The following is a 13,927-nucleotide window of genomic DNA, read 5'->3' on the forward strand; positions in this document are numbered from 1 at the left end:
TTAATTTAAGTTGTTGTTTTTACTACAGTTTGTGGCTGTAGTCGCTGCCAGTGAGTGCGTATTATACGCTTTTCTTTCCCCCTGTCAATACCACTACGAAAAGTTTTTTGATTTATTTTCAAATTAGTTTTTTATAGTTAAAGATAAGAATACTTACACTCATCAATATACTGGTTGCCAGAGTGATTAAGACAATTTTGGCTAGTTCTGGCGCTAGTGCCTTTGAGGGGATATTTTCATCACTATAATGACGAACCATTTTAAGATGTTTGGCAATCGGAGAGATTAGAATAAATAGACTTAAATAGATAAAAATTTTGTCGCAAGGTCACAAAGGTAATTAGTAAAAAGTAAGCACCCAACAACATAAACCGATACAGGTGGCTCATGTTTTCTTTGCCTAAGGTGGTGGCAAGGGTATTTTTACCAGCGTGTGTATCTGTGTCAAAATCCCGCATATTGTTAATCATCAATACGCAAGTGCATAGCAGTCCGCTCACCACCGCAGCAATAATATCCATCACGCGGATAAATTGTGTTTGTAGGTACACGCCCCCTAGTACATTAACTAAGCCGAAGAATAAAAATACTGCTATTTCGCCTTTGACATTGTACCCATAGGGGTTTTTACCCATGGTATAGGTCACTGCGGCAATAATCGCGATGATGCCCAATGCTAAGAAGGTGAAGAAATCGGTCAGACTGTTAAAGCTCAGCCAAAGTAAGCCAATACCGCAGCCAAAAATAAACAGTGCCCAACTTATGATTAATTTTTTAAGGGTACTGGGATTGATTGTCCCTTGGGCAGTCTGTCTGTCGAGTCGATGGGCATCCGTACCCCGCATGCCATCGCCATAGTCGTTGGCTAAATTGGATAAAATTTGTAAGCCTAAGGCAACCCAAAGGCTTAGCAAAAAGATTTGCCAATTTTTGGTTTCGAAGCTGCCAATACGCGAGTATGCCAACGCATTGGCTACTATAATGCCAGCCACCGCTAGTGGATAAGTGCGTGGGCGAGTCGCTTGCCAAAATGCTTGTAAAAATTTGACCATCACTCACTCGAAACCTTGTATCACCAATCGCAACATCTAAATGGATTTAGCCATTTGGATGTACGTTTACCAATGATGCGGGTTTTATGTTGATTTTTTTAGACCTGCTTGCGCCAACAATGCACCTAAGCTACCGATTTTTTGCGGTTTGTCGGCTGCTTGGTTTTGCGGTTTAACGGCTTTGTCACTACGTTGGGGTTTGCCCGAATGTTTGGCTGATTTGCTGCCGCGCTCGCTATGGTCTGCGTGTTTTTTCGCCGTACCACCCACTGATTGGTTGGTATTTTTTGCTTTATTAGCGGGTGCTTTTTCAGCAGGTCTGGCTGCCATTGGGGTATTTGACTTCATGCTAAAGCCCACGCGTTTACGCTCTGCATCCACTGAAATCACGCGAACGGTGACGATATCACCTGGTTTGACATGATTTAACGGATCGGCGATAAATTCGTTACCCATCTCTGAGATATGTACCAAGCCATCTTGATGTACGCCAACATCAACAAAACAACCAAAACTTGTCACATTGGTAACCACGCCTTCAAGCGTCATGCCTTCGGTTAAATCGTTGAGGCTATTGACATCGTCACGGAACTGCGCTGTTTTAAAGCTCGGTCTTGGATCGTGTGCAGGTTTGGCTAATTCTTGTTTGATGGCCGCGGCTTTCAGCGTTGCTTGCTCGGTATCATTAACCTCATCGTTTGCGGCAGCGATAAGTGAAGCGGTCAGATTGTTAAGCACTGACTCGTCACCTAGCACATCGTTGAGATTGTTGTCAGTTGAAGCCAGCCATTGTTTGACCATCTCGTAGTTTTCTGGGTGTAAGCCTGTTGCATCTAACGGCTCATCACCGCCACGAATGCGTAAAAAACCTGCCGCTTGTTCAAAAGTTTTGGCACCCAATCTTGGCACATTTTTGAGCTGTTCACGGTTGGCAAAGGCGCCGTGTTCGTTGCGGTAGTTGACAATTTGCTGCGCTACATTGACATTGAGACCTGCGATATAAGATAAAATCGCAGGACTTGCGGTATTGACGTCTACGCCCACCGCATTCACACAGTCTTGCGTGACTTTGGTTAAACTATCGGCTAGCTGCGTTTGGTTGACGTCATGCTGATATTGACCCACGCCAATGGCTTTGGGATCGACTTTAACCAACTCAGACAAGGGATCTTGCAAACGACGGGCAATCGATACTGCCCCACGAATGGATACATCAAGCTCTTGTAATTCTTGCGATGCCAGTTCGCTCGCTGAGTACACAGACGCACCAGACTCATTGACCACCACAGGCACGGCTTTGATATCCCCGTTTCCTTGAGCGCTGTTTTCTGCCAAAATTTCTTTGATTAAGGCATCTGTCTCACGGCTAGCCGTACCATTACCAATGGCGATTAAATTCACATGGTGGTTTTTGAGTAAATCGGCAATGGTTTGTTTGGCTTCATCGACCTTATTGTCTGGGGCAAATGGATACACCGTTGCAATCGCAAAACTATCATCGCTATTTTTGGCAACATGACCTAGGCTATCAACCACGGCCATTTTGACGCCATGACGGATACCGGGATCGACGCCTAGAATCGTTTTTTGACCCGCTGGCGCTGCCATCAATAGATGCTGTAAATTGTTTGCAAACACGTCAATTGCTGCGGATTCAGCCGTTAAGCGTTTTTCTGTGAGCAAACGATGCTCAATATGCGGGCGCCATTTATCCAACCACAGTTTTTTGCCCAGTGACAATAAAAACTGTTGACGCTCACTAGGCTCGGCAGCTGTTAAGTTAAATGCGTGATTAATTTGTTCAATGAATGGTGCATCATCGCCTTCAATGGCAATCGTCAGTACGTTGTCTTGGCGACCGCGTAGCATCGCTAATAATCGATGATTGGGTAGACGCGCCAAGCTTTCAGCGTGGTCAAAATAGTCTTTGTATTTTTCGCCGACTTCCCGTTTTTCTTCGCCCACTAAACGGCTATGAATTTGGGCGATTTTACCAAAGCCGACGCGCAGTTTATCGAGTAGGTCAAGCTGCTGTGTCCACTCATCGATAATAATGGCGCCGATGCCTGATAGCTGTTTTTCTTTATCTTCAAAAATTGACGCTTCGGCTTCGCCGTTTTCATTCTGTACAGGCGCTGGCGCTTGATAATCTGATAATGCTGCGGCTGGGCTTACCGAGTCATTTAAAACCGCCAAGGCAATTGGCTCAAGTCCTGCTTCACGCGCTTGGGTTGCCAATGAGCGGCGGCGCGGACGATACGGCAAATAAATGTCTTCTAATTCAAGTTTGGATGCCGCTTGATTGATGCGTTCACTCAATTCATCGGTCAGCTTATTTTGTGAGGTCAACAGCTCAATGATTTTTTGGCGGCGAATGGCCATATCTCGTTCATAGCTGAGCGATTTTTCCAGACTACGCAACTGTACGTCATCGAGCCCGCCGGTTTGGTCTTTACGATAGCGGGCAATAAACGGAATCGTCGCCCCATCATCGTAGAGTTTGACGAATGCCATCATTTGGTTGAGTTTGATACCAAGATTGGCAGCTAATTTTTGATAAATGGCTTGCTGGACTTGCTCAGAGAGTACATCTACCGCTGGATTAGCCGCAATGGCAGTAACGTTTGTAGTCATATTTTTGCCTAACACTTATAAGGATGAACTCATAACTTCAGAGTTCACGCATTATAACAAAACAATACAAAAAGATAATAGGTAAACGCCATTTTAACAAAAATCTTTAGTAAGTTTTTACCTTGCCAGTCCTATGGCTGTCGTTAGACTAAAATTTTGCTAAGTAATGACTATATAATGGATGGCTACCCTATCAGCTAACGTCGCATTTTTAGCAAAATCACTACAGCAATCGACACATTTTTTTGCTTTAATAACCGCATAACCACGCAAATTTAGCTGAATAATAAGATTGATAATGCTTGCAAGTTGTAACCAATCGTTTCAAAATACCCTTATCAGTCCCTAATAAAAATTTTTATACCCATATATTTTATAACATTACCTGTCCTAACTATTAATTATAAGGTTCAGTTCAGCACGCTAATGGAAGATATTTAGCGTTTATAAAAACAATTGGGTATTTATAAAAACTGTGTAGTGAAAATAACATTCGAGTGAAAATAACATTCGAGTGAAAATAACATTCGAGTGAAAATAACATTAATGATAGGAATATTGGTGATAGGAATATCGACGATAAAAATGAGGAAAATAATCAATGAGTGATGACATTAACCCCACTGTAGAATCTACCCCCAATCCATCAGCCGCCGGCGATATGAATCAGCGCATTTTGGTCGTTGATGATGATGCGCGCCTTCGCACTTTGCTGCAACGTTTCTTAGAAGACGATGGTTATATTGTACGTACTGCGCATGACGGCAACCAAATGGACAAATTGATGCAGCGTGAATTATTTTCGCTGATTGTGCTTGATTTGATGCTACCTAACGAAGACGGTATCAGTATTTGCCATCGCTTACGCGCAGAAAACTCCGATATTCCGATTATTATGTTGACCGCTAAAGGTTCCGATGCCGATCGTATCGCAGGACTTGAAGCAGGCGCGGATGATTATTTGCCAAAACCCTTTAACCCCAAAGAATTATTGGCACGTATTAAAGCCGTGTTGCGTCGGCAAACGCGTGAATTGCCAGGTGCACCCAGTCAGCAAATGGAAGTGGTCGAATTTGGCTCATGGACATTAGATTTATCAACGCGTACCCTAAAACGTGATGGCAATATCGTGACCTTAACCACGGGTGAATTTAGTGTATTAAAGGCTTTGGTACAACATCCCCGTGAGCCATTAACGCGTGATAAACTGATGAATTTGGCACGCGGCCGTGAATGGGGCGCGATGGAGCGCTCAATTGATGTGCAAGTATCGCGTTTACGCCGTCTTATCGAAGATAACCCTTCGCAAGCGCGCTATATCCAAACCGTTTGGGGCGTAGGCTACGTGTTTGTACCCGATGGCGCAGAAAGCTAAACGAGCCCTATTTAAAAGAGCGGATTAAAAAAGCCAATTAGAATAGCGGACTAAAAAAAATAGGTTAACAGAGTTAAGAACTTATATGATAAAACCGTTGATTGTAAATACAGCCTGTCACCTGGTGATGGGCTTTTTAGGTTCTGGAAAAACCAGTTTTATCAATGCCTGTATCGCGCATTTTCAACACCAAGAAAAGTGGGCGATTTTGGTCAATGAAGCGGGTCAAATCGGTATTGATGAAAAGCTATTGACGGGTAATGCTGACCATGATTTAGCGATTCGCCAAGTATCTGGTGGCTGTATCTGCTGTACGTCGCAACTGCCGCTACAGATTGCGCTCGCTCGCTTGACTTCTGAGTATAGACCTGACCGATTATGGATTGAGCCGACAGGGCTTGCACACCCGCGAGAGCTGATTGAGCAGCTATCTGCCCCGCATTGGCAAACGGCGCTGTCGCTAAAATCCGCCATCAGTATCGTCAATGCGCGTCATTGGCAAGATGCCCGTTATCGTGACAATGAAGGCTACCAAGCCCATGTGCGATTTTGTGATTCGCTGGTGATTAATCGATTTCATGAGTTGGATGACACCCAAAAAACCCAACTGACCGCATGGGTAAAGGGCTTGAATCCTAAAGCAAAATTGATTTGGCAAGCAGAACAAACGCTGAGCGAAGACAATCTGCGGCAATTGCAACAAGCGCTCAAGCAATCAAGCCAAGTACTTGCCAAGCATAGCCACTACCAACAAATTAGCTTAACAAGCTTTGCTCAGTCCCCTACTCCACCCACCATCCAAGCCGACCCGACCCAATCACCAACAGCTGCCAATGATGATTTGCCATTTCGCTATCATGATGTGCAAAACGGCTATCAAATCATCGGCTGGCGGGTGTCAGCCGACTGGACAATTGATATGACTGTGCTGATGGAATGGCTTTTGGCACTGCCCAACTGGCAACGTATTAAATCGGTGGTTCATATCAAACATACGTATGATGAGCAATGGCAAACCATGAATTTTACCCCTGATTCGCTCGATTTAGTGGCCTGTGAGCCACAAACCGATAACCGTATTGAAGTGATTTTTTTGGATAACACTATCGAATTGGATTTCGATAGGCTCGATACTGAGCTGATGATGATGTTTGGGCATATCCGTTAAGCTTATGGTTAATAGATAGCCCATTTTATTGTCTATTTTTTTGATTTTGCGGCTGTTTTTTTCATTAATTATGTGGCGTTAACATCGGGCGTGATACGGATGATAGTTTCATTTTCAAGGTTCTTTTCTTGCATATCAAACCCTGTATGAGTGATGGTAAGCAAGCTACTCACGCGCGTCCCATAGCTACTTCCTAGCAACTTATCGAGGCGATTGGCAGGAATAAAGATGGAAGACAATGCCAACTCTGTCTCCATATCTAAACCTGTATCAGGTAGCTGGGTGATAGGCGCTTGTTCACGGTCTTGCAGTATCTCAAATGCCAGCGGTTGCCAATCCTCATGCCCAGCAAGCAGCGGCAACAACTCTTGTCGTACTCGCTTGCGCAGTTTCTGCGTTTTAAACCATGCCGTATTTGGTTGACCATTGGATAATACGTATAAGCCTTTTGCCAATACCTCGATGCCATACCCTTTATTATTAAGCAGCACCGCTTGCTGCCGATCGCCGATGACTAGATTGAACCCATCGTAGCAGGGCAAATCAATTTGCCTTGCGAAAGCTAGCGGCGACCAATCACCGCTCAAATAATCAAGGATTAACTGACCGCGGGAGGTGGCAAAGACAGGCTTATCTTTGATAATCTCTCGGTAGTTTAAAATCACCCCCCAGCGCCCATGCACAGGATCGATACCCAACCAAGTGCCCCCTGCTTGCGCATCTTGCCCCGCGATGATTTTTTTTCCATTCGGCAATTGCCATTCATGTAGTGCGCGCGTAGGACGCTGCAAAAATTCATCGCGATTGGATAATAGCACCAAGGGTTTATCCTCAAACAGCTGCCAAGCCAACGCCACAATGCACATACTTTATTCCTTCTAACTGGTTACCATGCCATCGCCCATTGAATTCTGCATCAGCTCGATTGCTCATTCAATAGCTTAGCAGCCAAAACTTTTTTGGCAATCACCAAATCGTCATATTGTTCATTTATGATAAAAAAGCTAAAAAACTGCAGTTTTAAACGATTGTTGCCCTTGTGAATGAGCTTATGACGCCAATTAGCATTGTGATTATTACCCTAAACGAAGCCGAACGTATCGGTAATATTTTGCGTGACTTAGCCCAGCAAAGCTACCAAAATTTTGAAGTCATTGTGGTGGATTCCAACAGCGAAGATGACACCTGTCAAATTGCAGCCAGTTTTCGCCACCAGTTGCCCGCGATAAGCGTACATAAAATGTCAAAGCGTGGCGTCAGCTTGGGTCGTAATACAGGGGCAAGCTTAGCCAAAAATGAACGAATACTGTTCCTAGATGCCGATGTGCGGCTGGATGCAGACTTTTTGCAAAAAGCCACTCAATTATTGGATAAAAAATCCTTGAAAGTAGCCGGTGTATACATGAATGCTGACCACCTAAAACCTTGGTTTACAGTGGGTTATCTGCTATTTAACATAGGTATTTTTGTTAGCCAATTTTTATCGCCAACGGCGGTCGGTGCGTGTATTTTTTCCAGTAAATCCGTGCATGACCAATTGGGCGGCTTTGATGAGTCTATCACCTTGTGTGAAGATTGTGACTATGTCAATCGCGCCAAAAAAATCACCCGTTATCAGATGCTACCGCTCACCTTTCGCTTTGACCCGCGCCGCTTGCAGCAAGATGGCTACTTTAATACGGGCTGGAAATACCTGCATGCCAATTTATATCGTTTTTTTATTGGCGAAATCCGTGATAACAAAATCCGTTACCAGTTTGGGCATTACCATACCCCAAAAAAATAGCGTCGGTGGTGACGCTATTTTTTGCAAGGTTTTAGGAGCTTGCCCTATGCTTTATCGTCCTTTAAACTCAGCAGGACGCTTTTGCATAAAGGCGGTAATCCCTTCTTTAAAGTCTTCACTGGTCGCCATTTGCATTTGGTAAATTACCTCTTGGTCTAGCGCGATATCTAGTCCTGCAAATGCCACTTGATTAATCGATTGCTTCATTGCCGCCAGTGCCAAGGTTGGCAAGCTTGTGAGGCGGTCGGTCAGTTTTTTCACTGCCGCATCAAGCGCATCTTGACTCACCAGCGCATTCACCAGTCCCAAATCTGCTGCCTTTTGCGCGGTGATTTGCTCACCTAACATCACAAGCTCAGTGGTCTTTGCCGCCCCAATCAACTGAGATAACAGATAAATACCACCACCATCAGGCACTAGCCCGATATTGACAAAGGCTTGTAAAAATTTAGCATTGTCACTGGCGACGCGAAAATCACACGCTAACGCGATATTCATGCCTGCGCCCGCACACGCGCCATTGATACGCGCGATAATCGGCTTGCTGATTTTGCGGATACGGCGCGTAATATCCGCAATCCCAATGGTCAGGCTGTGCGACATTTTCAGTAGGTTTTCGCGGTTATCTGCGCCTGATACCATCTCGCGAATATCACCACCGCTAGAAAATCCCTTGCCCGCGCCTGTGATGACAATCACTTTGGCGGCTGTGTCGTATTGTGCGTAATCAAGGGCTTGATAAAGCTCGGATTTCATCACGCTACTGAGCGCATTGAGTGATGCTGGATCATTGAGGGTAATCGTCGCAACACTATCTGCAACATCATACGTGACTTTTTGAAAGGTGGGTTGTTGTGTTTGGGTTGCCGTCATGGGTCATCCTTATACCAAAAAACTAAATACCAAAAAAATAGTTACAATGAACCACTTCATCTTACCGAAATTATTTTTTTTTGGGAAATAAAACGCGACTTGTAAGGTCAACAATCCAAACCCGACCACAAAATTTTTACAATTTTCAAAATTTCTGTATTGACAGAAATATATAAAAAGCTCAAAATAATTAAAAATTGATTCATATATAAGGCTAAAAAGTGCAACTCACACCTACCATGGAAAAATTTGTCTTACACTGGGGCGAAATGGGCAATAAATGGGGCGTAAACCGTACCGTTGCCCAGATTCATGCCTTGTTATTTTTGGCAGGCAAGCCGATGAATGCCGAAGAAATCCAAGAAACCTTAGGCGTGGCGCGTTCAAATGTGAGTAATAGTATCAAGGAATTACAGAGCTTAAATTTGGTACAAACGGTCCATACGCTCGGTGATAGACGCGATTATTTCACCACGGGCACGGATGTGTGGGAATTGGCTAAGGTGATTGTCGAAGAACGCTATCGCCGAGAGCTTGCGCCGACGGTTGGATTCTTGGCGGATTTAATCAATGAGCCAGAATTTGCCACAGAAAGTAAAGACATACAGCAACGTATCAAAGACACCTACCAATTTGTCGATACGCTGACGAGTTGGGCGAACGAGATGCTAAAACTTTCGTCCACTACGCTCAATCGTATCCTAAAGCTTGGGGCAACGATTCAGAAGTTTTTGAAATGATGGATTGGGACAATGACTGCAACATATCCGACTGGCAAAGTTTTAACCTGTTATGCTGTATAGTTGGCGGTTTAAGTAGTGTAATCGTTGGCAAATTGGTTTTACCAAAAAGCTAAAAATTTTACCCATAAATTTCAGTTTTGACAGAAAAAAGGAAAGAAATGATGAAAATACTTATCACAGGCGGTTCAGGATTTTTAGGCATAGCGTTAACACAATCGTTAAAAACCCATGGCGTAAAAGGTGACACTGCGTCAGTCACTTGGGTATCTCGTTCTGTAGAAAAAGAGAAAACCAAAAATATCGCAGACGACGTTATTAGCTATGACGATCTTGCCAGCACCGATCAGACGTATGATGTCATCATCAATCTAGCAGGTGCGGGTATTGCCGACAGCCGTTGGACGGAGGCACGTAAGCAAGAATTGTTTGATAGTCGCCTAAAACCCACACAAGCGGTAATTGATTATATTGAGCGAGTCGGCAACAAGCCAAAACTATTGATTAGCGGCTCAGCCATCGGTTGGTACGGTATCCAAAAGGAAAACGACCCAACTGCGCTTGATGAAACCAGCCCCGTGACAAAAACCGACTTCGCTCACGAAATTTGTCAGGCATGGGAGCAGCTAGCTTTGACTGCCCAAGATACTGCAAAATATGCCGTAACAGATGCTGTGCCAGTTGCGATTGTGCGCACAGGGGTGGTGATGGCGCCCGAGGGGGGTATGGTTGGGCGACTGATTACCCCATTTAAAATGGGCACCGGTGGTAAGCTTGGCAATGGTCAGCAAATCATGAGCTGGATTAGCCGTAGTGATTGGGTGCGCGCGGTGATTTTTATCATTGAACAAAACCTGACTCACACCCTGCCCCCTCAGCAAATTTACAATTTAACCAATCCAACGCCTATTAGCAATGCTGCATTTACCGATGCGATGGGCACTTGGTTGCACCGCCCCACTGTGATGACCCTGCCCGCCTTTGTGGTCAAGACCATGTTTGGTGAAATGTCGACGTTACTGTTGGATGGGCAACGCGTTGTGCCCACAGCGTTACTGGATAAAGGTTTTGAATTTAACGACTTGACCGTATTAGATGCCCTAAAAAGCTAATCTTCGGAGACTGTTAATATGATTACCATGTACTATGATGATACCTGCCCTGTCTGCCGTACCGAAGCCTTGCATATGGCAGAGAAAAAACCTGACGCCATTCGCATCGTTCCGATTGATGACGCACGTGACGAACTTGCCAAATTTGGTATTAGCGAAGATGAGGCGATGACTTATCTGTGTGTGCAAGATAAACAAGGGAACATACAAAAAGGCATGGATGCTGTACGACTGCTATACAAAACCGCACAACTGCCATTTGCAACCGTGTTTGAATGGCCTGTGGTGAAACAAGCCAGTGATATGATTTATCCTATTTTTGCGCGACATCGCAACTGTGTACCCAACTGGATGACCCAACTTGTCTATGGTAAAGTCGCAGCAGACTGCAAAGACGGTATGTGTAGAACTCGAGGCAAATAAATGCCGTTTGGTTTAAATGGCGGTATGTACGCTCAATGATTTATTTATCATGGATAGCTTGATAATTTTTAATGGTCATTGGGCGTTACAGTCATGATGGTGCAATCATGATTAGGCACAATGATTATTAGTCACGCTTATGAGTATCAAGTTATATCTAATAATTTTGGGTACGTTGATAACCTTGTCACTAATTTTCAACTAACATTCTACAATTTTTTTACAGTTTGAGAAAAAACAGCTAGATTTTTTAACAATTTTCATTTAATAATAGCAACTAATCAGGAAGATGAGATTGTTTGTATCATTTAAGACAATCTATTACGTTTAGCATAGCGGATTTGCTTCACCATATTTTGTCTACTGTTATTGTCACCCAATCGCTATCTTCCTTGTCGGTTTTGACACTGATTGTTGAATTAATCATCAATGAGTTGTCTTTTTCATTCATTTACAAGGAGCGTTATCATGGATGAGGCACAAATTCAGCGTATCATTAATCATTCTGAGTTCCAAAGCATGGCAAAGAGAAAAACAAGCCTAGGACTTACTTTTTCTATCATTACTTTAATTGTGTGGTTTGGTTATCTATTACTTGTGGGCTTTGATCCTGAAATGTTTGCTGCGCCACTGTCAGCAGGCTCGACTATCCCTATTGGCTTTTACATTGTTGTTGCCATTATGATTTTTGTACCAGTCATCACTTGGATATATGTCAGCAAAGCAAACGGCGAATTTGACACGATGACTCGTAAAGTAATCGATGATATCAACAGTGGTAAAGTATAACCTCACAGGGATTGTGTTGGGTTTTCAATTTTAAAATTGTGCTTTTTATAACAATTTTGACATCATTTTTGACACCATGGAGGGTGGCATGTTAAAACAACAATATAACGGCCTGGCTGTTAAAGGCTTGCACAAGCGTATCGGCAAGGTTTCAACTGCCGTAAGCTTGACGCTAGTGGGTCTGATGGCACAGATGCCAGCATGGGCAGCGGGCGCCCTAGAAGGCGAAGTAAAAAAACAACCGCTGAATATCTCAGCCATTATCATGTTCTTGATTTTCGTTTTTGCAACACTCGGTATTACTTACTGGGCATCAAAAAAAAACAAAACCGCAAGCGACTTCTATACCGCGGGCGGCGGTATCTCAGGTACCAAAAACGGGATTGCTATTGCCGGGGACTATATGTCAGCGGTAACCTTTTTGGGGTTATCGAGTATGGTTTTTACCGTCGGTTATGATGGCATGATTTATACGCTAGCCTTCTTGATTGGCTGGCCAATTATTTTATTCTTAATCGCTGAGCGGCTACGTAACTTGGGTAAATTTACCTTCGCAGATGTGGCATCTTATCGTTTTTCCCAAACCCCAGTACGTATTTTTGCGGCATCCGGTACCTTGGTCGTCGTCGCGCTATACTTGGTTGCGCAGATGGTTGGTGCGGGTAAACTGGTTCAGTTATTATTTGGATTAGATTATATTTACGCAGTAATCATCGTTGGTGTGTTAATGATGGTTTATGTATTGTTTGGCGGTATGCTAGCCACCACTTGGGTGCAGATTATCAAAGCAGTTTTATTGATGTCGGGTGCGACTTTCATGGCCCTTATGGTAATGAACCATGTTGGCTTTAGTTTTGAAAATTTATTCAAGTCAGCCGTCGCTGCCCATAGCAAACACGAATCAATTTTGTCGCCTGGTAAGTTGGTCAATAACCCCATTGAATCTATCTCATTAGGTTTGGGTCTATTGTTTGGTACAGCAGGTTTACCACACGTATTGATGCGTTTCTTTACGGTGCCAGATGCCAAAGCTGCGCGTAAATCAGTGTTGGTGGCAGCAAGCTGTATTTCATACGTATTCTTCTTAATTGTCATTATTGGCTTGGGTGCCATCGTTATCTTAGCTGAACATCCAGATTATTTCACGACAGTGGTTAAAGATGGCGTAAGCTCACAAGCACTCATCGGTGGTGCCAACATGGCAGCGATTCACTTGTCCCATGCCGTGGGTGGTAACCTATTCTTAGGCTTTATCTCGGCGGTTGCTTTTGCGACTATCCTAGCGGTTGTGGCAGGTTTGACGTTATCAGGCGCCTCAGCGGTCAGCCATGACTTGTATGCTAGTGTTATCAGAAAAGGTCAAGCGAGACCTGAAGAAGAGATGCGTGCATCAAAAATTACCGTGGTTGCGTTAAGTCTATTGTCAATCGTGACCGGTATTATCTTTGAAAATCAAAACCTTGCGTTCATTGCAAGTTTGGTATTTGCGGTCGCGGCATCCGCCAACTTCCCGATTCTTTTCTTAGCGATGTTCTGGCGTGGTCTAACCACGCGTGGTGCGGTAATCGGTGGGTTTGCAGGCTTAGCAGTCGCAGTGTTACTGATTATCTTAGGACCTGCGGTTTGGGTAGATATCATGAAACACGAATCACCCGCTTTCCCCTACAAAAACGTGGCGTTATTTAGTATGCCTGTGACCTTCATTCTAGCGTGGATCGCATCTATCACTGATAACTCACCACGCGCTCAGCTAGATAGAAAAGGCTTTGATGCACAGTATGTACGTTCATTAACCGGTATCGGTGCGTCAGGTGCATCTGACCACTAATCCAATGTTCAATAACAAATACCGCTTGCAATAAGCGGTATTTTTTTATATGGGATTTTTTATAAAACCTATTAGGCTGTGTCCCCAATTCAAAAACGAGATAAAAAGTGCCAAAATATGCCTAAATCTATAGCATTTAGAATAGGA

Annotated in this window: 12 protein-coding genes; 8 read left to right on the plus strand and 4 right to left on the minus strand. The window is 43.9% G+C overall.

Going from position 1 to position 13,927, the window contains the following annotated elements; translation table 11 throughout:
* Window positions 1-260 precede the first annotated feature (260 nt).
* Window positions 261-1,052: a 1,4-dihydroxy-2-naphthoate octaprenyltransferase gene (gene menA, locus ACH0AB_RS11065; RefSeq protein WP_406878178.1), complete on the minus strand. Its 792-nt coding sequence runs from the start codon at window positions 1,050-1,052 to the stop codon at window positions 261-263.
* An 84-nt stretch (window positions 1,053-1,136) separates the two neighbouring features.
* Window positions 1,137-3,686, minus strand: coding sequence for a Tex family protein (locus ACH0AB_RS11070; protein ID WP_406878179.1), 2,550 nt, complete (start codon window positions 3,684-3,686; stop codon window positions 1,137-1,139).
* Window positions 3,687-4,287: 601 nt separating this feature from the next.
* Here ACH0AB_RS11070 and ompR point away from each other — a divergent pair.
* Together ompR and ACH0AB_RS11080 are read left to right on the plus strand one after the other, a co-directional pair.
* Entirely contained in the window at window positions 4,288-5,061 is a 774-nt protein-coding gene (gene ompR, locus ACH0AB_RS11075) for an osmolarity response regulator transcription factor OmpR (protein WP_406878180.1), read from the plus strand.
* 85 nt (window positions 5,062-5,146) lie between these two features.
* Complete coding sequence (locus tag ACH0AB_RS11080) at window positions 5,147-6,229, plus strand: CobW family GTP-binding protein (RefSeq protein WP_406878181.1); 1,083 nt, start codon at window positions 5,147-5,149, stop codon at window positions 6,227-6,229.
* Window positions 6,230-6,297: 68 nt separating this feature from the next.
* Here the strand turns inward: ACH0AB_RS11080 and ACH0AB_RS11085 are convergent, their stop codons facing one another.
* The gene (locus tag ACH0AB_RS11085) at window positions 6,298-7,095 is read right to left on the minus strand and encodes an NRDE family protein (protein WP_406878182.1); all 798 of its coding nucleotides are present in this window, start codon (window positions 7,093-7,095) and stop codon (window positions 6,298-6,300) included.
* A gap of 185 nt (window positions 7,096-7,280) precedes the next feature.
* Here ACH0AB_RS11085 and ACH0AB_RS11090 point away from each other — a divergent pair, with 185 nt between their 5' ends.
* The gene (locus ACH0AB_RS11090) at window positions 7,281-8,015 is read left to right on the plus strand and encodes a glycosyltransferase (RefSeq protein WP_406878183.1); all 735 of its coding nucleotides are present in this window, start codon (window positions 7,281-7,283) and stop codon (window positions 8,013-8,015) included.
* Window positions 8,016-8,066: 51 nt separating this feature from the next.
* On the opposite strand, the gene ACH0AB_RS11095 is transcribed toward ACH0AB_RS11090, so the two are convergent.
* Window positions 8,067-8,888 (minus strand): enoyl-CoA hydratase/isomerase family protein, encoded by an 822-nt coding sequence (locus ACH0AB_RS11095; RefSeq protein ID WP_406878184.1) that lies wholly within the window; start codon window positions 8,886-8,888, stop codon window positions 8,067-8,069.
* A gap of 221 nt (window positions 8,889-9,109) precedes the next feature.
* Between ACH0AB_RS11095 and ACH0AB_RS11100 the strand changes: the two genes are divergently transcribed.
* The 5 genes from ACH0AB_RS11100 to ACH0AB_RS11120 all read left to right on the plus strand — a co-directional run bounded on the left by ACH0AB_RS11100 (window position 9,110) and on the right by ACH0AB_RS11120 (window position 13,780).
* Window positions 9,110-9,628 (plus strand): GbsR/MarR family transcriptional regulator, encoded by a 519-nt coding sequence (locus ACH0AB_RS11100; protein ID WP_406878185.1) that lies wholly within the window; start codon window positions 9,110-9,112, stop codon window positions 9,626-9,628.
* A gap of 161 nt (window positions 9,629-9,789) precedes the next feature.
* Window positions 9,790-10,740 (plus strand): TIGR01777 family oxidoreductase, encoded by a 951-nt coding sequence (locus tag ACH0AB_RS11105; protein ID WP_406878186.1) that lies wholly within the window; start codon window positions 9,790-9,792, stop codon window positions 10,738-10,740.
* Window positions 10,741-10,758: 18 nt separating this feature from the next.
* Window positions 10,759-11,163, plus strand: a complete 405-nt coding sequence (locus tag ACH0AB_RS11110) for a thiol-disulfide oxidoreductase DCC family protein (RefSeq protein WP_406878187.1) — start codon at window positions 10,759-10,761, stop codon at window positions 11,161-11,163.
* A gap of 468 nt (window positions 11,164-11,631) precedes the next feature.
* Complete coding sequence (locus tag ACH0AB_RS11115) at window positions 11,632-11,952, plus strand: DUF485 domain-containing protein (protein ID WP_312523776.1); 321 nt, start codon at window positions 11,632-11,634, stop codon at window positions 11,950-11,952.
* A gap of 184 nt (window positions 11,953-12,136) precedes the next feature.
* A complete protein-coding gene (locus ACH0AB_RS11120; RefSeq protein ID WP_406878188.1) occupies window positions 12,137-13,780 on the plus strand; it encodes a cation acetate symporter in 1,644 nt (547 codons plus the stop codon).
* The last annotated feature ends 147 nt before the right edge of the window (window positions 13,781-13,927 follow it).

The sequence above is a fragment of the Moraxella sp. 179-F 1C4 NHS genome, assembly GCF_045370505.1.
GTDB lineage: Bacteria > Pseudomonadota > Gammaproteobacteria > Pseudomonadales > Moraxellaceae > Faucicola > Faucicola tetraodonis.

Bases quoted from the DNA above. Each gene is read 5' to 3' on its own strand.
- ACH0AB_RS11105 (WP_406878186.1), top strand. From the start codon at position 9,790: ATGATGAAAATACTTATCACAGGCGGTTCAGGATTTTTAGGCATAGCG.
- ACH0AB_RS11110 (WP_406878187.1), top strand. From the start codon at position 10,759: ATGATTACCATGTACTATGATGATACCTGCCCTGTCTGCCGTACCGAA.
- ACH0AB_RS11090 (WP_406878183.1), top strand. From the start codon at position 7,281: ATGACGCCAATTAGCATTGTGATTATTACCCTAAACGAAGCCGAACGT.
- menA (WP_406878178.1), bottom strand. From the start codon at position 1,052: ATGGTCAAATTTTTACAAGCATTTTGGCAAGCGACTCGCCCACGCACT.
- ACH0AB_RS11080 (WP_406878181.1), top strand. From the start codon at position 5,147: ATGATAAAACCGTTGATTGTAAATACAGCCTGTCACCTGGTGATGGGC.
- ACH0AB_RS11070 (WP_406878179.1), bottom strand. From the start codon at position 3,686: ATGACTACAAACGTTACTGCCATTGCGGCTAATCCAGCGGTAGATGTA.
- ACH0AB_RS11085 (WP_406878182.1), bottom strand. From the start codon at position 7,095: ATGTGCATTGTGGCGTTGGCTTGGCAGCTGTTTGAGGATAAACCCTTG.
- ACH0AB_RS11095 (WP_406878184.1), bottom strand. From the start codon at position 8,888: ATGACGGCAACCCAAACACAACAACCCACCTTTCAAAAAGTCACGTAT.
- ACH0AB_RS11115 (WP_312523776.1), top strand. From the start codon at position 11,632: ATGGATGAGGCACAAATTCAGCGTATCATTAATCATTCTGAGTTCCAA.
- ACH0AB_RS11120 (WP_406878188.1), top strand. From the start codon at position 12,137: ATGGCACAGATGCCAGCATGGGCAGCGGGCGCCCTAGAAGGCGAAGTA.
- ompR (WP_406878180.1), top strand. From the start codon at position 4,288: ATGAGTGATGACATTAACCCCACTGTAGAATCTACCCCCAATCCATCA.